The following is a 19,699-nucleotide window of genomic DNA, read 5'->3' on the forward strand; positions in this document are numbered from 1 at the left end:
TTTTATAACTGATTTAAACGTTGCAACATTTGGTCAGACGCTGATATTGCTTTACTGTTAATTTCGTAAGCACGTTGTACTTGAATCATGTTAACTAACTCTTCTGCGACATTTACGTTAGAGGTTTCGATATAACCTTGATAAAGCAATCCAGCACCATTTAATCCTGGTGTATTTTCAGTTGGAGCACCGGAGCTTTCGGTTTCTAAATAGAGATTTTCCCCAACACTTTCTAACCCAGTGTCATTAATAAAAGTATGTAATGTTAATTGGCCAACTTGCACTTGAGTTGATTGATTGGCTAAGGTCACACTAACAATACCATCCCGTGCCACGGTCATTTTTATCGCATTTGATGGAATGTTGATGGTTGGTTGAATTTCGTAACCAGCAGCCGTAACTAATTGACCATTTTGGTTAACTTGAAAAGCACCACTTCGAGTATAAGCTAGCGTTCCATCAGGCATCAGAACTTGGAAAAAACCTTGTCCATTAATAGCAATATCACTGCTATTATCAGTTAATTCTAAATTTCCTTGGCTATGGATTCGTTCGGTAGCTACAGGCCTAACACCGGTACCAATTTGTAATCCAGAAGGTAGTGTTGTTTGTTCAGATGATTGAGCGCCAGGTTGGCGAATAGTTTGATATAACAGATCTTCAAAAACAGCACGTTGGCGTTTAAAACCACCAGTACTAACGTTGGCTAAATTATTGGAAATTATATCCATATTCATTTGTTGTGCAGTTAGCCCAGTTTTTGCAATCCATAATGATTTGATCATTGCGTTTTCCTATTTTAATTATGTTAACGATAATATTTGATTGGCTCTTTGTGCATTTTCATCAGCTGTAGTAATTTGCTTCATCTGCATTTCAAATTGACGAGAATGGCTAATCAAATTCACCATTGCAGTAACAGGATTAACATTACTGCCTTCTAATACTCCAGACATCAGTTTTGCGTTAGGATTATCTTGTAATACTGCACCAAGATTGTTAACAGGTGTTGCATGAAAAAAACCGTCATCGCCACGTACCAACTCATTAGGTTCAAGGTGAACTTTCTTTATTTTTCCAACTTGAGCAATGGTTGTGCGTTTATCACCTGCACCTAACGCTGATAAAGTTCCGTCGGCACTGATACTAACCTGTGAACGCTGAGGAACTGTTAATACGCCATTATCACCAAGCAATGGATGACCTTGGATATTAAGTGTGCCATTTTCATCAATTTGAATCGCACCATTACGAGTATATGCTTCACTACCATCAGCTAACTGTACAGCTAGCCAATCATCTTCTGATAAAGCAACGTCTAAATCTCGCCCAGTGTAATTAAATGCACCCATTGTTGAATCATAGGTAGGCGTGGTTGCAGCAACCATGGTCCTTGTTGGCATACTATTACCCACAATAGGAACGGCTTTCATTGCCGTTAATTGAGCACGAAAGCCTGCTGTTGATACATTAGCTAAGTTATGACTGGTTATGGATTGTTGATTTAATGTTTGGCTAGCGCCAGACATGGCAGTATAAATAACGCGATCCATACATATTCCTTAAGTTATCTTAAATTAACTAATGTATTAAGAATTTGATCTTGCGTCTTAATGGTTTGAGAATTAGATTGATAATTACGTTGGGCAACAATCATATTAACTAATTCTTGGCTCATATCGACATTGGATGATTCAACGGCACCACTGGCTAATGATCCAAAAGTACCAGTATTGGCTGAGCCTAATACTTCACCACCAGAATTTAGTGTTGAACGCCAGTTATTATTCCCTGCTGACTCTAATCCATTAACATTGGCAAAATCAGCCATGGCAATTTGACCTAATAACATGGTTTGTTGGTTAGAATAAACACCATAAATAGTGCCATCATTGTTAATACTATAGCCAACTAAATCACCTGCTGCGTAGCCATCAACGATAGGGGTTTTTATGCTACCGACTTCTTTACCCATATTTTGTTGAGTGCTGTTTGCAAGTGATAATGTAAAGCTATTATCTTCTGATCCATTTATGCCATTAATATTGATAGTCATTTCGGGATCGCTGATTAATTTGCCTGATGAATCAAATTCCATTTTTCCTAATGCTTGTAGGGTTGCATTAGGATCGCTACTATCAAGGTAATGAACATCCCATTGGTTATCTGCTGTTTTTACATAAAAAAGCTGAACATTGCGTTGATTACCTAATGAATCATAAGTGGTGATAGTGGTTGAATAATTAAATGTGTCAGCATCTGTTGCATTAATCGGTTGTTTTTCAGGAACTTTACTATTTGAATTTAGATTTGTTTGCAAAGCAGCTTTATTGGTTGCTGATGCATTTAACATTTCTTGTGAAATTTTTAATGGACCCGGTGCTGAACCTTGTTGAATTTGTGGTGGAGTACCTGTCGCAAGATAACCAGTCAAATTGAAGCCGTCAGCAGATACGATATTACGTTCAGCATCTAATTGAAACTGACCATTACGGGTATAGTAGATTTGTCCACTACTATCAACTAATCTGAAAAATCCATTACCTGAAATCGCCACATCTAAACTGTTGTTGGTTGAAGTTGTTGTGCCGTCATTAAAATTTTGCATAACAGCAGCAACTTTAACACCCATCCCTACTTTTGAACCGGCATAGATATCAGCAAATGAAATACTAGCACTTTTAAAGCCAACTGTTGCAGAATTGGCAATATTATTACCAATAACATCTAATTGTTTAGAAGCGGCATTCATACCACTGATTGCTTGAGAAAATCCCATATAAACTTATTCCCCTTTAAAGAATTTGACGCACTTCGTCAATACTAATTGAACCAAGTATCCCTAAATCAAGTAATACTTTATTATTAACTTTGCTATTAATTACTCCGTAAACAACAGAGTAAGCTAATGGTGTTGATGTGACTTTTTGCCCTTCGTAAGTAGCATTCACTGAAAACGTGTAGCTACCATCTGGAGCTAAAGTTCCATCGTTAAGTTCTCCATCCCAAGTAAAAGAGCTAACACCAGCAGGGATGGAACCAAGATCAACTTCACGTACAACATTACCATTTTCATCTTTTATGGTGATGACAACCGAATCAGCATCACGCATAAGTTCAAAACCAAATGGTGTAGTAATGGTTTCTTTTTCACTTTCTGAACCTTCTACTTCTGATGTTGCGACTAATATTTTATTACCAGGAACCATAACGCCTTTACCAATCATATTGCTTGCATTGACTGATAAACTATCGTCAATCTGGCCTGAAACCATACCTAACGTTGTATTCAGTCGTTCAATGCCAGCTAACGTATTAATTTGAGCCAATTGCGAGGTTAACTGACTATTATCCATTGGATTGGTTGGATCTTGATTCTTCATTTGGGCAATAAGTAATGTTAAAAAATTATCTTGTAACTCCTGACTAGAATTACCATCAGATGAACCTTTCCTCACTGCTTGTGGACTTGCCATATTTGATGATTCTGAAACTGGTACATTCGAAATACCCATGAATTAAGCCCCTTTATTGCCCTAAGGTAAGTGTTTTAAGCATTAAGCTTTTTACGGTATTAATGACTTCCACATTTGCTTGGTAGCTACGAGATGCTGAAATGGTATTGACCATCTCTGCCACTACATCTACATTAGGTTTTTGAATATAACCTTTTTCATCAGCTAAAGGGTGCTTAGGATCATAGACTAAATTCATTGGTGATGGGTCTTCGATGACCTCAGATACTTTTACTCCAGCAACGCTATTTGGATAATTAATATCATCGACTTGGAAAATAACTTGTTTAGCTCGATAAGCCTGACCTGAAGTACTTGTAACACTATCAGCATTTGCTAAATTACTCGCACTAACATTCATTCGTTGAGTTTGAGCCATTAAGGCAGAACCAGAGATAGAAAAAATAGAGAAGCTCATAATGGTTATCCTTGCTGTAATACGGATATTACATTTTTAAATTGTTCACCTAAAAATGTTAAATTACTTTGATAATGGATACTGTTATCCATAAAAGCTGTTCTTTCTTGATCCATTTCAACAGTATTACCATCAGCAGATGATTGATAAGGAATGCGATACAGAAGTTGATAATCAGCTGAGCCAATAGTGTTGGTTTGAATATGTTTTGCCGATGTTGTATTAAGCTTTATATTATTAAGCGTATGTTGATTATTGATTGCTTTTTTTAATTCAATATTAAAATCAATATCTCTAGCTTGATAATTAGGTGTATCACTATTGGCAATATTGGTCGCAAGTATATTTTGTCGTTTTTCACGAACATTTAATGCTTGTTGATGAAAGTTAACAAAAGTATCTAATTTATTTAGCATAAAATCATCTCATCTTTTTTTATGTAGAGAATTTTAAGCAAATCAAAAAAAAATCATCGTATAAATAACGATAAAAATTGCCCTTATTTCAACATTCAATAAATTAGCTGATAAAGTAAAATTTAGTTACCAATAATGTTGTGAACAAATATGTCTCAGTTTATAAAATATATAAGCCTTTTAGGTGTGTTGTGTAGCTCAAAAATAGCTTTGGCTAACTCAATGGAAAAACAGATTAGCGATCTAATCTATCAACAAATTAGCGAAGCTAATATTGATAATATTGCTATTGATTACCTCACTTTAAAACCTCAGTTAAATTGTGATTCACCAACATTTGCGATTTTAAATAAAAATAAGCAGTGGGGTAATTTAACTATTACTGCTAAATGTGAAAACATTACTAAATATATTCAAGTTTATGTTGCTGTTACTGGGAGTTATGTTATGGCGAATCAGCCGATAAGTGCAGGAACATTAATGACAGAGCAGCAAGTGAAAATGCAATCTGGGCGGTTAGATAAATTACCACCTGCTGTAATTTTGAATAAATCAGCGGTTATCAATCATATTGCTTTAAGAAATATTAATAATGGTGAGCCAATTAAAAATTCAATGTTACAGAAAAATTGGCATGTTAAAGCAGGTCAAACTGTAAAAGTAATTGTTAATGGTGAGGGTTATTCAATTGCTGCTAATGGCAAAACACTAAGCAATGGTGCTTTGGGTGAATTAATAAATATCAAACTTAATACAGGTAATATTGTTCAGGGTGTTGTTACAGAAAAAGGTATCACAATTTTAAATAAATAAAATTAATGATTTTCTGATTTTTGCCGATAATTAGATTAAACCTCCCCTATAAACCTCAACGTTAATTGAAGGAATTTTATGAGTATAGATGCAACAAAAATGGTTACCGCCGTATCAGGGGTACTTAATCGTATAAATGAGCAAAATAAAAAAACTAATGCATCTGTGCAAAACTCAAGTAACTTAACGTTGAATGTTAAGTTAAGCCAAAATACTATAGCAATGTTGCATTCAACTGAAAATGATATCGATATTAGTAAAATTGAAAAGATAAAACAGGCCATTACTGAAGGTAAATTAGTGATCAATCCAAATAAAATTGCCGATGAAATTATTAAGCAAACTTTCGAAAATATTGAAATCTAATTGATTTTGAAGGAATGTCGTCATGTTAGAATTAGATAACATTTTTAATAATGTAACAGTTATGTTACAAGCCCTGTCAGATATTTTAGAAGCTGAACAACAAATATTATTTAAAAATAATTCAGTAAATCAATTGAGTGAAATTATAAACCAAAAAAGCCAATTACTTATTGAGTTAAAATTACTGGATGAAAAAAGACTAAAAGTTAGTCAGCAATGCAATATTCAATCACCTTATAGTGAAAAACAAGAGTTAGCATTAAAATGGCAAGCTATCACAAAAATGACTCAGCGATTAGCTCAAATCAATCGGGAAAACGGAGTGCTTATTCAAAACCGAATGAACGTAACTCAACATTCAATAGATTATTTGAAAAGCATGAATAATCCTGCTGTTTATACCCATAATGGTTATCAACAACCAGAAACTATTTCATCTAAACGCGCTAAAGTTTAATCATTTTGAAGTTGTTTCACGGTAAACGAGATAAATAACTATTAAATTAGGGTCTTATTAAGCCAATAACTTTATCAAGTTGCGTTCATACTGTGCTGTAAACGGTAATTAGGCAATAAAATTGATTTAATTAAGATATGGCTGATGATAGTGATCTAGATAAAAGCGAACAACCCACCGATAGCAAATTAAAAAAAGCCAAGGAAAAGGGACAAATCCCACGATCTCGCGAGTTAACATCGTTAATTATTTTGTTGGTTAGTATCCTATTATTTTGGATGATGGGCAGTCATTTTGTTGCTAATTTAAAAACAATTATTCAACACGCTATGTTGGTTGCATACCGAACAGATGATGATAAACAAATTATTTTCAATTTAATTAATTTATTAACCGCTGGATTTTGGTCGATTTTACCTATTTTTTTCGGATTAGTCATTATTGCCATCATTGCACCTATGGGAGTTGGTGGTTTACTTTTTAGTTTGCAATCAATTAAACCCAATTTTGGTAAATTGAATCCGATTAGCGGATTTAAAAGAATTTTTAGTATTCGAATTTTTTCAGAGTTATTTAAAAGCCTGCTTAAAGTTGTTTTAATCGGTTTTGCCGTGACATTGTTTCTAATCAATCAATTTCCAAATATGCTTTCGCTGCCAAATATGTATTTAAATAGTGCATTATCTAACGTTATGCAGCTGCTTATTTATTCAGGAATATTAACTATTTTAGCTTTAATTCCTATGGTTGGATTTGATATTTTTTATCAAATCTGGAGTAATTTAAAAAAATTAAAAATGTCTAAACAAGAGATTAAAGACGAGTTCAAGGAGCAAGAAGGTAATCCACAAATTAAAGGTCGCATTCGCCAGATGCAACAAGCAATAGCAAGACGTCGAATGATGAAAGATGTACCAAAAGCCAATGTTATTATCACTAACCCAACTCATTATGCTGTTGCACTACAATATGATGATAAAACTATGTCTGCCCCTAAACTGATAGCTAAAGGTACCGACAATATCGCTATCAAAATTAAAGAAATTGCCCAAGAGCACCGCATTCCACAATTAGAGGCTCCCCCTCTCGCTCGGGCTTTATATCGCTATGGTGAAATAGGACAAACCATCCCAGCCGAACTCTATGCTGCTGTTGCGCAAATTTTAGCCTGGGTTTATCAATTAAAACGTTGGCATAAACATGGTGGTGATAAGCCTCAAAAACCAACGAATATACCGATCCCTGAATCTTTATCCGTGAATGAGTAAAAGTAAATCTCTATGATGAAATCAAAATTAGCCAATTTATTATCAGTAAATCTATCAAAAAGTGGTCATTATCGAATTTTAACAGGACCAATGCTTATTTTATTGATTCTTTCAATGATGGTATTACCTTTACCTGCATTTATATTGGATCTGTTTTTTACTTTTAATATTGCATTATCAATTATTATTTTGATTGTTGCCTTGTTTACTAAGCGGGTTTTAGATTTTGCGGCGTTTCCTACAGTTCTGCTTTTTGCAACGTTATTACGACTATCGCTAAATGTTGCTTCAACTCGGGTTGTACTGTTAAAAGGTCATACTGGTAGTGATGCAGCTGGTAGAGTTATTGAAGCTTTTGGGCATTTTTTAGTGGGCGGTAATTTCGCTATTGGTATTGTTGTCTTTATTATTTTAGTGATTATCAACTTCATGGTAATCACTAAAGGTGCTGGTAGGATAGCTGAAGTTGGTGCTCGCTTTGCGTTGGATGGTATGCCGGGTAAACAGATGGCAATTGATGCTGATCTCAATGCTGGATTAATTGGTGAAGATGAAGCCAAAGCACGGCGCGCAGAAGTTACACAGGAAGCCGATTTTTATGGCTCAATGGATGGTGCGAGTAAGTTTGTACGTGGTGACGCCATCGCTGGATTACTAATTATGGCCATAACCATTGTTGGTGGATTATTAGTTGGGGTAATGCAGCATGGTATGACATTTTCAGATGCGAGTAAAACCTATGTATTATTGACTATTGGTGATGGTCTAGTTGCACAAATTCCCTCACTGATTATTTCTACCGCTGCGGGTGTAATTGTGACTCGGGTTACCTCACAAGAAAACATTAGCGATCAAATGCTCAAACAGTTATTTAATAATCCTCAAGTATTAATATTAACTGCGGTTGTTATTGGTTTGCTTGGACTGATTCCAGGGATGCCAAATTTAGTATTTTTAATGTTTACTGCGGTATTATCAGTAATTTCTTGGTGGTTAACCAAACAAAAGAAAGTTGAGAAATCAGTTGCCGCTCCACCCAAAAGTGTTGCAGCGCCAACAAATATTGACGCTTCATGGTCTGATGTCAATATTGAAGATATCTTAGCGATGGAAGTTGGATACGGGCTCATTCCTATGGTTGATCAAAACCAAAATGGTGAATTACTTGGTCGAATTCGTAGTTTGCGTAAAAAGTTTGCGCAAACATTAGGCTTTTTACCGCCTCAAGTTCATATTCGCGATAATCTCTCGTTATCACCTTATCAATATAAAATTTTTATAAAAGGTGGTGAAATTGGTCAAGGCGAAATAATGAATAATAAATGGTTAGCGATCAACCCCGGCACAGTAACCGAAACTATCGAAGGCATTGAAACTATTGAGCCGGCTTTTGGTTTACCTGCTGTTTGGATAGATGAAAATGACAAAGAAAATGCACAAATATTGGGTTACACTGTTGTTGATACTAGTACCATGATTGCCACCCATTTCAATCATTTGTTACATCAATTTGCTAGTGATTTATTGGGACGGTTAGAGACACAAGAATTATTGGATCGAATAAAGCAGGATATTCCTAAATTAGTCGAAGATTTTATTCCTGACGTAGTGCCTTTAACTACTTTTCATAAAATTCTACAAAACTTACTTTCTGAAAAAGTGTCGATTCGTGATATGCGCACAATTATTGAGACGATTTGTGAACAGGCACCAAATCAAAATGATGCCTATCATTTACTCAGTATTGTTAGAATAGCGCTAGGGCGTGTGATTACCCAACAATGGTTTCCTGGGACGGAACCGATAAGAGTAATTGGATTAAATATTGATTTAGAAAGAATATTACTGCAAGCTTTGCAAAATACTAGTAATGTTGAACCGGGACTAGCAGAACATATTCTTCAACAACTCAAACAAGCATTAAATCAGCAAGATGCAATGGGAGCGCCGCCTGTTTTATTGGTTAATCACACATTAAGAGCTATGCTCTCCCAGTTTTTAAGACCTAATTTTCCTCAATTAGCCGTGTTATCTAATTTAGAAATACCTGATAACCGAAAGATCCAAGTGACATATCAAATTGGCAGTGAATTATGATAAATTTACTGCACAATATTGATCGTCATTTAATCTATTTTTTTTCAAATATTGTCCCTTTTTTGAAAGGTGAGTTTTTAAATGAGAATTTAGTGAGCAATATATAACTTATACCACCAACAACAAAGCCGACAATCCATGTTAAGCTCACTTCATAAAATGCAGCTGCTGATCCAATAAGCATCGCTAGAATAGCAGCGGGGTTAAATCCAGCAAATTGACCGTTGTTATCATATAGTGTATTTACATCAATTTTTTGGCGACGTAACAGATAGTATTCCACTAACAAAATTGCCACAATTGGTCCCAAAAATGCGGAGTAAATTAGAATAAATAAACCTAATCCTTTTGCTGAGGTATCCTGAACAAGAACCCAAGGAAAAGAAGCGATAGCTAATAATCCTGTAATGGTTACTGCTACTTTATATTTAGCTTTTGTTAATAACGTAATTACGTAAGCTGGTGGGATGATATTAGCAACGATATTTACAGCAATGGTACCTAATACAATAAAGGATGATACCACAATGGTGATATATGGATTATTTACTACAATCGCAAATGCTTTAACTGGATTAGAGTTACCTGTGACTGAAGCTAACATCACACCAATAGTAATAATAAAACCGTAAGCAACAAAAATTGGTAGAAAATAGAGGAGCCCCCTTTTTTTATCGCTAAAACCTGCTTTTAGTTCTCGTGAGTAATCAGCTGCACTAAGAAAAATTGCGGCGTAATTACCTAAAAACATCATAATGAAGCCACAGAATGGTAATCCCCAAGTCCCTTCGGTATTTACCCATTTGTCTATAATAATCTCTTGATGATTATTGAGTAATATAATAAAGACATAAATTAACGCACAAAGAATAACAATTGAAATTAACGTTTCTACCCATTTTATTGCATGGAATCCATAAAGCGACAAAGCGATTTGGAAAAATTGTAAAATAAGAAAACAGATAAATATATTATTAAAATCACCATTAGATAATATTCTAATAATTTCATTGAGTGCAGTTGCACCTATCCAACTTTGAAATCCATACCAAACAATAGCAGGAATACCGCGGAGTAATGAAGAAATAATAGCGCCTTTTATACCAAATGACATGCGAAGTTGTACCACATAAGGAATACCTGTGCGATATCCTAAGCGATCATTAAAAACAAAAATCGTCGTAATAATCAATATTGCAATTAACGTTGCGGCAAAAGTTTGGAAAATATTCATGGTGGCCACACCAGCTACAACTAAGCTTGCACCTAAGGTCATATTACCCAAATTCATGCCATCGCCAATCCACATAAAAGAATAGGCTAAAGGATTCATAGTTCGATCTTTGCTAGATTTGGGTAATAAAGAACTATCAATCTGCATCGATGTATTTGGTGATTGTGCTGTATTATTCTTCATGACTTTCCTTCCCTACTTATTTCTGTCGTTTCAATTCCATTATTAACGCCGAATAAATTCACCTCTTGGTGTTGAATTAATACCGGCATTAATTTGATAAATAGTTTTGCCTCGTAATAATGTTTGAACAACTTGTGCACCAATTTGTCGTCCTACATAAGGACTAAATTTATTACGATATTCGAGATCTTGTTCTTTTAATACATAGCTAGAATGAGGTTTAATAAAGATGATGTCAGCATCTTTACCTACTTGAATTGAGCCTTTAGTTGGTAAGTTGTATCTTTCAGCAGGGTTTTTAGCGATGATATCGGCAAATTGTTTTAATGACATACCCCGTTTTTGTACGGCTTCATCAAACATAATATCCACATTATTTTGAACACCAGAAATTCCGCCCCAAGCATCAAAGGCATTGGCTTTGTCTTTTAAATCGTAAGTACATGGTGAATGGTCAGACACCGCAGTGATGATGTGGCCAGCAAATAGATATTTCCATAATCCTTCTTGAGCTTGCTGATCACGGATTGGTGGTGAACATTTTGCAATTGGTCCAATAGCATCCAATTGGTCTGTAGTAAAATAGAGGTAATGGATACAGGTTTCGCACGTCACATTAATGCCTTCTTGGCGTGCTTTGATAACCTCTTCAACTCCTTCAGGACAAGCGACATGGCATATATGAATCGGGCACCCAGTTTGTTTAGCGAAAAAGATTGCTCGACGAATTGCTTCAACTTCAGTAAATGCCGGACGGGTTGCTACATATTGTGATAATTTATTTTCGCCTCGTGCTTTAGCTTGTTGCCCTAAAATATCAGTAATTGCGGCATTTTCTGCATGGATAGCTAACACTTTACCGGTTTTAGCAATTTGGCGCATTCCTTCCCATAATGCATAATCATTTACATTGGCAAAATCACCGTCAAGGTTTGGATCACCACAGGTTGCCATAAAACATTTAAATGCCGCAACACCTTCTTCGACTTGTTCTGCAATACCATTATTGGTCAGATTATAAGGAACTAATCCACCATAAGAAGCAACATCAACATAAAGTTTTCCTTCACCAGCAGCATATTTGGTGCGAAGAGTTTCACCACTAGTAGTCGCCGGGAGTTGGTTCAGAGGCATTTCAACAAAGGTTGTTACGCCTCCTTTTGCACATGCCTTTGTTCCTGTGATATAGCCTTCCCACTCATGACGAACACCACCAGGTTCACTAATATGAACATGAATATCAACCATTCCGGGACTAACAATTAAGCCATTAGCATCAATAATTTCATCGGCTTGCACTAAATTAGGGCCAATTGCTGCAATTTTGCCATTTTTTATTGCAATATCGGTATAAGTTTCGCCAGATTCGAGAATGACAAGACCATTTTTAATAATGAGATCGTACTGCATAATAATTTTCCCAACTGAATTGATTACAAATTAGACATATACTAATTCATATTATCAGTATTATTTGTTTTATCAAATTTTCATAATAATCTTTATACTTATGCAATAAACGTGCCACAAAATCAAAAAGTAAGTCATAACTGACATGATTTGGTTTTCTTTAAGTGTGGTTGCACTAAAATGATCCATTTAAATCAGTTTGGTTAATTTTTTTGCACCATTTTGGGTGATTAGATAGGAAAATCGAATAAAACATTGGAATGATTAGATTATGTGCCTTACATTAAAGTAAACCTTTTAGGTATCGCTATTAATGTAAGGTCTTAAAAATATTATTTAGTAGCTACAGTAAAACGTTGTTTAATGTGTTTTGCATTCTCCGCTTCATCAATCATCGCGATTGCATAGTCAGCATAGCTGATTTGACTTTTCCCTTGGCTATTAACCAAAATTTGCTCGCCACCAACAATATAATGACCAGTTCTTGGACCATCAGCAATAAACTCAATTGCTGGGCTTAGATAGGTCCAATTTACATCATTACAAGTTCTTAATTGATCTAAAGCTTTTGCCATGTTATTGGCTAATGGTTTAAATTCATCCGGGAAATCCGGAGAGTCAACTAAACGAATAGTATGCTCAGGATTGACATATAAACTACCTGCACCGCCAACAACTAATAAACGATTAGGTTTACCGCTTAAAATATCAGTTAAGTGTTTTAAGCTAGTTTGATGTTGTGGAAGGGTTTCTGGTGTCCATGCTGCAAAAGCATCAATAATGACATCAAAAGGTTTCAAATCTTCATAAGTTAGATCAAACAGATCTTTAACTAGAATTTTTGCCTTAGGGTCAACATGAGCGTTGGGATTACGAACAATCGCCGTTACATCATGTCCACGCGCAATTGCTTCTTTAACGATCAGACTACCTGACTTACCACTAGCACCAATAACCGCAATTTTCATTTTTTACTCCTTTATTAATTTATAAGTATTGTTTGATTCAGGTTTTAAATTGGAAAAATCTTTTAACAATTTGATATTTTTAGGTTAATATTCTAAGTATCTATTGTAAAGTAGGTACCAAGCAGTAATATAGTTACTGAAATGATACTATTATTGAATTTAAAGGATTTTTAACTAATGTCACTCAACGTAATTTTACCTCCTTGCCCTGTCGAAATTACCCTTATGTTAATGGGTGATAGATGGAAAGTCTTAATCGTTCGTGATTTATTAACAGGTACAAAACGCTTTGGAGAATTAAAAAAATCACTAAACGGTATATCTCAAAAAGTCTTAACCCAACATCTAAGAACAATGGAAAAAAACGGCTTAATCAGCCGCAAAGTCTATGCCCAAGTACCACCTAAAGTGGAATACACATTGACCGATGTCGGGCAAAGTTTAAAACAAGTGCATGATGCTATGTTAGCGTGGGGAAGTGCTTATAAATCAAAACAAAGTGCTAATAAATAGGTTTCATTTATAAAATGATTTTTCTATTTATACATAAGTAATGTTAGTAAACTAATAGCATGATTTTCATTAAGCAGAAAATTATGGCTAATTAGCCTCAAATTTAGAACAAATGAAATAAAATTCATCCGGCTTTGAGTCTTTATCCTGACCAATTACGATTGTATCTGGGTAGAGATTATTGTCAGTAATAGGGGTAATTTCCTTTCGGAATATGTCTGTATCATTTAAAGGAATAGGTTCTTCACAGCTGCGTAATATAGGGTTAACCTCAATCAATTTAGCGAACTTGTGCATATCACCTTTGGCTTTAGCATAAAAAGATGTGACAAAATTATCGCTTTCATAACGAATCATATTAACCCATACATTCTTAACTTTGATAGGTTGCTCAAAATAGTATTCGATTTCATTTATACTATCTTGTTTTTTTATAGTAATTTTTTGTTTTGCAAGTTCAGCAATGATCTTTTTATCTTCTATGGCAAAAGGCTTTGACTGACATAACAAAGCTGATCTAAATTGTTCTGTTATATTCTTCGTGTCATCACTAGACGCATAGCCAGATAAACTCAAAAAATATAGCGTGTAACCTAAAAGTAAATATGATTTTTTCATAATTAATTGTCTATGTGAGGTTATTAATGCTTTGTTGATTCTGTTTTATTCCTCTAGTCAAATCTCAATCTAATTATAAATGAAGAATAAGTAATAGTTAATAATTTTGATATTAACTTACTAGCCACCCTATCGCCATTTTGTTAAAACTATATTACTATGATTTAATTGATTTTCATTCTAAAAATTGATTATGAATAAGCCATCACCGAATTTAACCATTAAAGATATTGCCAAATTGAGCGGGGTGAGTAAATCCACTGTTTCGCGAGTTATTAATCACGACCCAATGGTGAAGGAATCGACACGTAACAAAGTGATGGCAATTGTTGAACAATATCAATTTACCCCATCCAAATCAGCTAGAGCAATGCGTGGTTATGGTAATAAAGTGATTGGTATAATTGTTACTCGCCTTGATTCCATATCCGAAAATCATGCAGTTCGAAACATGTTGCCTGTTTTTTATGCAAATGGGTATGATCCGATTATCATTGAGAGCCAATTTAGCCCGCAAAAAGTCGAAGAACACCTGACAATGTTAAAAGAAAAGCAAGCTGACGGTGTAGTGATTTTTGCTTTTACAGGATTGAATAGCTCTCGGCTGACATTTTGGCAAGATAAATGTGTGGTTATTGCTAGGCCTTTTTCTGATTATACTTGCATTTGTTATGATGATGTAGGGGCGGTAAACAAAGCATTAACCTATTTATATCAAAAGCATAAAAAAATTGGCTATATTGGTATTACTAAACAAGATCAGACTACTGGTGAATTACGCTACCAAGCGTATACTAATTTTTGTCATACTCATAAACTTAAGCCAAATGCGGTGCTTGGCAAATTAAGTTATTATTCTGGTTATGAACTTGCCGAGTCAGTATTGGTTGATTCACCAACAGCAATCATTTGTGCTACCGATTCAATTGCTTTAGGTCTAAATAAGTTCTTATCTGAAAAAAATATCAATAATATTGTTGTTATTAGCATTGGTAGTAGTGAGCTGCTTAAATTCTTGTTTACCAAAACGATTACTGTCGATCTTGGTTTTGATAAAGCGGGTACTTATGCTGCAAACGAGTTATTGCAAATACTACAAAGTGGAGCAAAACCTAAAATTATTACGGTTCCTTCCCAAATACTCATTTAACTATTTTTGAGTGATATATTGCCTAAAATTGTGAGGTTTATCACAAAAAGGGAACGTTCCCATTTATTTAAATAATAATTCAATTTATGCTTAATTGTTACCAAATTAGGGTCGAAATAATTAAAAAAATTTTGGCTTAAATTGAAAATAAGGAGACTTAACAATGGCAAAAGCACCTAAAGTTTCAACAAAATCAATTATGCAATTGATTGAACTTGTTGGAGGAAAAGAAAACATTGCTAGTGTTACCCATTGTTTGACAAGATTAAGGTTTGCGCTTGCTAATCCCAAATTAGCCAATGTTGAAGCGATTGAAGGATTGTCTTTTGTCAAAGGATGCTTTAATAATGCCGGGCAGTTTCAGGTTATTATTGGAACGGATGTGGATAGTTATTACAAATTATTGATTGAACAATTAAATATTGACGAAGCGACCAAAGAGCAAACAAAAGCCGCAGCTAAACAAAATATGTCATGGTTTGAACGGTTAATCTCAAATTTAGCTGAAATTTTTGTACCATTATTACCTGCACTGATTGCGGGTGGTTTATTACTCGGCTTGCGTAATGTAATTGGTGAAATGCCAACTATTAACGATAAACCGCTTACTGACACGTATACTTGGTTGGTACCTATACATAGTTTCCTTTGGTTACCGTGTGAAGCGATTTTCCACTTTTTACCGGTGGCTATTTGCTGGTCTACAGTCAAAAAAATGGGCGGTTCTCCTGTGTTAGGGATTGTTTTAGGCATAACATTGGTTTCTCCACAACTGATGAATGCTTATAATCTAGGGAAAATCGTTCCTGACGTGTGGGATTTTGGTTGGTTTACGATTCAAAAAGTCGGCTATCAAGCACAAGTGATTCCATCTATTTTTGCTGGTTTGGCATTGGGATGGATCGAAACTCGATTACGTAGAATTGTCCCTAATTACCTAACTTTAGTGATTGTCCCAATCGTATCACTGCTATTAGCCGTCGTCCTTGCGCATTTTCTTTTAGGGCCAATCGGACGAATGTTAGGCAATGGTATTGCTTATGTGGTTAAATATTTAATGACTGGTGATTATGCCTTCATTGGGTCAGCAATTTTTGGATTCTTTTATGCACCGTTGGTTATTACTGGAATTCACCATACTACATTAGCTATCGATATGCAGATGACAGAAAGTATGGGCGGTACACCGATTTGGCCAATCATTGCTTTATCCAATATTGCTCAAGCTTCAGCCGTTGTTGGCATCATTTTGATCAGTCGAAAACATAATGAGCGCGAAGTTTCCATTCCTGCTGCTATATCCGGCTATCTAGGTGTTACTGAGCCAGCTATGTACGGTATTAACTTACGCTATAAATTCCCAATGTTCTGTGCCATGGTCGGTGCAGCTAGTGCTGGGTTAATCTGTGGTTTATATGGTGTATTATCTAATGGTATCGGTGTGGGGGGATTGCCCGGTATCTTATCAATAAAACCTGTTTATTGGTCAATTTATGCCTTAGCAATGCTAGTAGCGATTATTGTTCCGATCGCATTAACCATCATTGTTTATAAAATAAAACAGAAAAAAGGCACACTAAATATCCAATAATGATTATAAATAGTAATTCACCCATTTTATGTGAATTTAATTTTACTGATTAAAAATAAAAGAGTAAGCAATGAATAAAATAGATATCCCGTGGTGGCAAAATGGTACTATCTATCAAATCTATCCCAAAAGCTTTCAAGCCAGTGGCGCGGGTTCAACGGGGGATTTATTAGGCATTATCAGCCGATTAGATTATCTGAAAAATCTGGGCATTAGTGCGATTTGGTTAACGCCAATTTATCCCTCTCCGCAAGTTGATAATGGTTATGATGTATCGGATTATTATGATATTGATCCGGCTTATGGCACGATGGACGACTTTGAATTATTGGTGAAGCAGGCGCATGAACGTGATATCCGGATTATGATGGATATGGTATTTAACCACACTTCAACAGAGCATCCATGGTTTAAATCGGCCTTAGATAAAACCAGCCCATTTCGATCGTTTTATATTTGGAAAGACGCCAAAGCTGACGGATCAGAATCCAACAATTGGCGATCTAAATTTGGCGGCAAAGCCTGGCAGTGGCATGAGCAATCAGGACAATACTATTTACACCTGTTTGCAAAGCAGCAAGCCGATCTCAATTGGGAAAATCCAACTGTCCGCCAAGAGATTAAAAACGTCTGTCAATTTTGGGCGGATAAAGGGGTTGATGCATTAAGGTTGGATGTGATCAATTTGGTTTCTAAACAGCAAGACTTTCCGGATGACGTACAAGGTGACGGACGAAAATATTATACGGATGGCCCGAAAATACACGAATTTTTACAAGAGTTAAGTCGGGATGTTTTTCAACCTAATGGTTTAAAAACAGTGGGTGAAATGTCGTCCACTACGCTTGAAAACTGTCAAAAATATGCCGCATTGGATGGCAAAGAGTTGACCATGACGTTTAATTTTCATCATTTAAAGATTGATTATCCCAATGGGGAAAAATGGACGCTGGCTAAGCCCGATTTACTTGAACTCAAAAAAATACTTGGCTATTGGCAAAAGGGTATGCATGGTAAAGCGTGGAATGCAATTTTCTGGTGTAATCACGATCAACCCCGCATTGTGTCACGTTTAGGTAATGAAAATCAATACCATAGCGAATCGGCCAAAATGCTGGCAATGATTCTTTATGGACTACAAGGCACGCCGTATCTTTATCAAGGTGAAGAGATTGGGATGACCAATCCCCATTTTACCCATATTTCGCAATATAAAGATGTGGAAAGTCTTAACATCTATCAAGAAAAAATTGCCGAAGGTGTGTCAGAGTCTGATATGTTAGCGATTCTTGCCAGTAAATCACGGGATAATAGCCGAACGCCAATGCAATGGGACAACACCGTCAACGCCGGATTTAGTCAAGGTAAACCTTGGATTGAGGTGGCAAACAATTACCCAAAAATCAATGTGAAGGCAGCACTTGACGATCCTAATTCCATTTTTTATTGCTATCAAACTTTAATCAAATTACGCAAAACATACCCGATCTTTATTTTCGGTGACTATCAAGATCTAACGCCTGATAATGCTGATTGTTGGTGCTATGTCAGACATTGGAATAATCAAACGTTACTTGTGATAGCCAATCTGACCGAAAATACGGTTAAATGGCAATTGCCTAAAGCATTGGAAAATAGTTCTTGGCAAAACTTGTTAAGTAATTACTCAAATCAAACAGAGTTTGAAGGTGAAATGGTATTACAACCTTATGAGGCTATGTATTTGTTGCACGAAAATAATTAGCAATTTTTAACATACTAAAATTAACGCAGAATTGAATGGCTCAGCTGGGTCTGGTGAGTTATTTTTCTGCTGGCTTATGCAAACAATAAATATGTTTACCATATTTATTGTTTGGCAATTTTTGATTATAAATTAACGCTCGTTTCAGCTCTGAGGGCCTTAATCCGAAACTTGCAACACAAGTTCGGCTAAAGTGAGCTGAATCGGCAAAGCCCATATCATTAGCTAACGTTGTTAAAGTTGCCGATGCGTCAAGCGTATTAATAACATCACGCAATCTTTTCCATAACAGGTAGCCTCGGAAATTGATACCTAGATTTTCTCGAAATAGATGTAAAAAACGACTTTCGGATAAATAAATTTTATCAGCAATTTCTTTTGAGGATATCTGTTTTACCGGCAATAACGAAATTATTGAGGTCGCTTTAACTATGCGACTATCTTGCCGACAAAGACAACTGGTATTAGGGCGATATAATAGATTAACAATATGCTCGATATCGAATACCTGTTTATTTTCAATAGTATGTATAAAATATTGTGCCAGTATTGAGGCTTCTTCACGCGATAAACGATAAATAGGATCGTTTTCGGTAAAATGTGACAACAAATGAAAATAAGGCGCGTCGGGTTCGAGTAAAAAATTGATAGCGCAAGTTGTATTTAATTTATGTGACAGATTTGAACGAATAATAAAACCAAATTCACGATACTTTTTATCTTCTGTTTCTAAACTTAAAAAAATATCGTGCAGTGATATCGTTAATTGTAAACAAGGATGGCGATGAAATTCGGTATTAACGTTATGGAGAAAGTACAAAGTTGCTGACTCTTGTTCATCTAATTTAATCACCGAATCAATATGCAAAATGCGCTCTCCTGCTTATTTTATATCTGAATAATACACCACTGATTGATACTTTACTCCTGTCATAAAA

Annotated in this window: 20 protein-coding genes; 9 read left to right on the top strand and 11 right to left on the bottom strand. The window is 35.3% G+C overall.

Annotated elements, in window-relative coordinates; all coding sequences use genetic code 11:
* Nucleotides 1-2: 2 nt before the first annotated feature.
* Genes flgG through flgB form a run of 6 tightly spaced genes read right to left on the bottom strand, consistent with a single transcriptional unit; the run spans nt 3 to nt 4,349 of the window.
* On the bottom strand, nt 3-785 hold the full coding sequence (gene flgG, locus A9G07_RS00570; RefSeq protein WP_065562527.1) for a flagellar basal-body rod protein FlgG: 783 nt from the start codon (nt 783-785) through the stop codon (nt 3-5).
* 18 nt (nt 786-803) lie between these two features.
* Nucleotides 804-1,553 (bottom strand): flagellar basal body rod protein FlgF, encoded by a 750-nt coding sequence (locus A9G07_RS00575; RefSeq protein WP_065733620.1) that lies wholly within the window; start codon nt 1,551-1,553, stop codon nt 804-806.
* Between the two features lie 14 nt (nt 1,554-1,567).
* The gene (flgE, locus tag A9G07_RS00580) at nt 1,568-2,779 is read right to left on the bottom strand and encodes a flagellar hook protein FlgE (RefSeq protein WP_065562525.1); all 1,212 of its coding nucleotides are present in this window, start codon (nt 2,777-2,779) and stop codon (nt 1,568-1,570) included.
* A 16-nt stretch (nt 2,780-2,795) separates the two neighbouring features.
* On the bottom strand, nt 2,796-3,476 hold the full coding sequence (gene flgD / locus A9G07_RS00585) for a flagellar hook assembly protein FlgD (RefSeq protein WP_442903349.1): 681 nt from the start codon (nt 3,474-3,476) through the stop codon (nt 2,796-2,798).
* Between the two features lie 52 nt (nt 3,477-3,528).
* Complete coding sequence (gene flgC / locus A9G07_RS00590; RefSeq protein ID WP_141677437.1) at nt 3,529-3,936, bottom strand: flagellar basal body rod protein FlgC; 408 nt, start codon at nt 3,934-3,936, stop codon at nt 3,529-3,531.
* Between the two features lie 2 nt (nt 3,937-3,938).
* Nucleotides 3,939-4,349 (bottom strand): flagellar basal body rod protein FlgB, encoded by a 411-nt coding sequence (flgB, locus tag A9G07_RS00595; protein WP_065733623.1) that lies wholly within the window; start codon nt 4,347-4,349, stop codon nt 3,939-3,941.
* A gap of 150 nt (nt 4,350-4,499) precedes the next feature.
* Between flgB and flgA the strand changes: the two genes are divergently transcribed.
* The 5 genes from flgA to flhA all read left to right on the top strand — a co-directional run bounded on the left by flgA (nt 4,500) and on the right by flhA (nt 9,350).
* Nucleotides 4,500-5,162 (top strand): flagellar basal body P-ring formation chaperone FlgA, encoded by a 663-nt coding sequence (gene flgA, locus A9G07_RS00600; RefSeq protein WP_081303308.1) that lies wholly within the window; start codon nt 4,500-4,502, stop codon nt 5,160-5,162.
* Nucleotides 5,163-5,240: 78 nt separating this feature from the next.
* A complete protein-coding gene (gene flgM / locus A9G07_RS00605) occupies nt 5,241-5,528 on the top strand; it encodes a flagellar biosynthesis anti-sigma factor FlgM (protein ID WP_065733625.1) in 288 nt (95 codons plus the stop codon).
* A 22-nt stretch (nt 5,529-5,550) separates the two neighbouring features.
* Entirely contained in the window at nt 5,551-5,985 is a 435-nt protein-coding gene (locus A9G07_RS00610) for a flagella synthesis protein FlgN (RefSeq protein ID WP_065562519.1), read from the top strand.
* 137 nt (nt 5,986-6,122) lie between these two features.
* Entirely contained in the window at nt 6,123-7,253 is a 1,131-nt protein-coding gene (gene flhB / locus A9G07_RS00615; protein ID WP_065562518.1) for a flagellar biosynthesis protein FlhB, read from the top strand.
* 15 nt (nt 7,254-7,268) lie between these two features.
* A complete protein-coding gene (flhA, locus tag A9G07_RS00620; protein ID WP_065733725.1) occupies nt 7,269-9,350 on the top strand; it encodes a flagellar biosynthesis protein FlhA in 2,082 nt (693 codons plus the stop codon).
* Nucleotides 9,351-9,384: 34 nt separating this feature from the next.
* Here flhA and A9G07_RS00625 read toward each other — a convergent pair whose 3' ends face one another.
* The 3 genes from A9G07_RS00625 to A9G07_RS00635 form a co-directional block, all read right to left on the bottom strand.
* The gene (locus A9G07_RS00625) at nt 9,385-10,767 is read right to left on the bottom strand and encodes an NCS1 family transporter (protein ID WP_065733626.1); all 1,383 of its coding nucleotides are present in this window, start codon (nt 10,765-10,767) and stop codon (nt 9,385-9,387) included.
* A 42-nt stretch (nt 10,768-10,809) separates the two neighbouring features.
* Complete coding sequence (allB, locus tag A9G07_RS00630; RefSeq protein ID WP_065733627.1) at nt 10,810-12,177, bottom strand: allantoinase AllB; 1,368 nt, start codon at nt 12,175-12,177, stop codon at nt 10,810-10,812.
* A gap of 332 nt (nt 12,178-12,509) precedes the next feature.
* Complete coding sequence (locus A9G07_RS00635) at nt 12,510-13,145, bottom strand: NAD(P)-dependent oxidoreductase (RefSeq protein WP_065562515.1); 636 nt, start codon at nt 13,143-13,145, stop codon at nt 12,510-12,512.
* 177 nt (nt 13,146-13,322) lie between these two features.
* On the opposite strand from A9G07_RS00635, the gene A9G07_RS00640 reads away from it, so the two are divergent.
* On the top strand, nt 13,323-13,658 hold the full coding sequence (locus A9G07_RS00640; protein WP_065733628.1) for a winged helix-turn-helix transcriptional regulator: 336 nt from the start codon (nt 13,323-13,325) through the stop codon (nt 13,656-13,658).
* Between the two features lie 87 nt (nt 13,659-13,745).
* Here the strand turns inward: A9G07_RS00640 and A9G07_RS00645 are convergent, their stop codons facing one another.
* Nucleotides 13,746-14,276 carry a hypothetical protein gene (locus tag A9G07_RS00645; protein WP_065733629.1) on the bottom strand — a complete coding sequence of 177 codons (531 nt, stop codon included), beginning with the start codon at nt 14,274-14,276 and terminating at the stop codon, nt 13,746-13,748.
* A 193-nt stretch (nt 14,277-14,469) separates the two neighbouring features.
* On the opposite strand from A9G07_RS00645, the gene treR reads away from it, so the two are divergent.
* From treR to treC, 3 genes are all read left to right on the top strand, one after another.
* On the top strand, nt 14,470-15,426 hold the full coding sequence (gene treR, locus A9G07_RS00650; protein WP_065733630.1) for a trehalose operon repressor TreR: 957 nt from the start codon (nt 14,470-14,472) through the stop codon (nt 15,424-15,426).
* Between the two features lie 163 nt (nt 15,427-15,589).
* The gene (treB, locus tag A9G07_RS00655; protein ID WP_065562511.1) at nt 15,590-17,017 is read left to right on the top strand and encodes a PTS trehalose transporter subunit IIBC; all 1,428 of its coding nucleotides are present in this window, start codon (nt 15,590-15,592) and stop codon (nt 17,015-17,017) included.
* Between the two features lie 70 nt (nt 17,018-17,087).
* A complete protein-coding gene (gene treC, locus A9G07_RS00660) occupies nt 17,088-18,761 on the top strand; it encodes an alpha,alpha-phosphotrehalase (RefSeq protein WP_065733631.1) in 1,674 nt (557 codons plus the stop codon).
* Between the two features lie 58 nt (nt 18,762-18,819).
* Here the strand turns inward: treC and A9G07_RS00665 are convergent, their stop codons facing one another.
* Nucleotides 18,820-19,629, bottom strand: coding sequence for an AraC family transcriptional regulator (locus A9G07_RS00665; RefSeq protein WP_065733632.1), 810 nt, complete (start codon nt 19,627-19,629; stop codon nt 18,820-18,822).
* Between the last annotated feature and the right edge of the window lie 70 nt (nt 19,630-19,699).

Source organism: Gilliamella sp. wkB72 (genome assembly GCF_001693745.1).
GTDB lineage: Bacteria > Pseudomonadota > Gammaproteobacteria > Enterobacterales > Orbaceae > Gilliamella > Gilliamella apicola_E.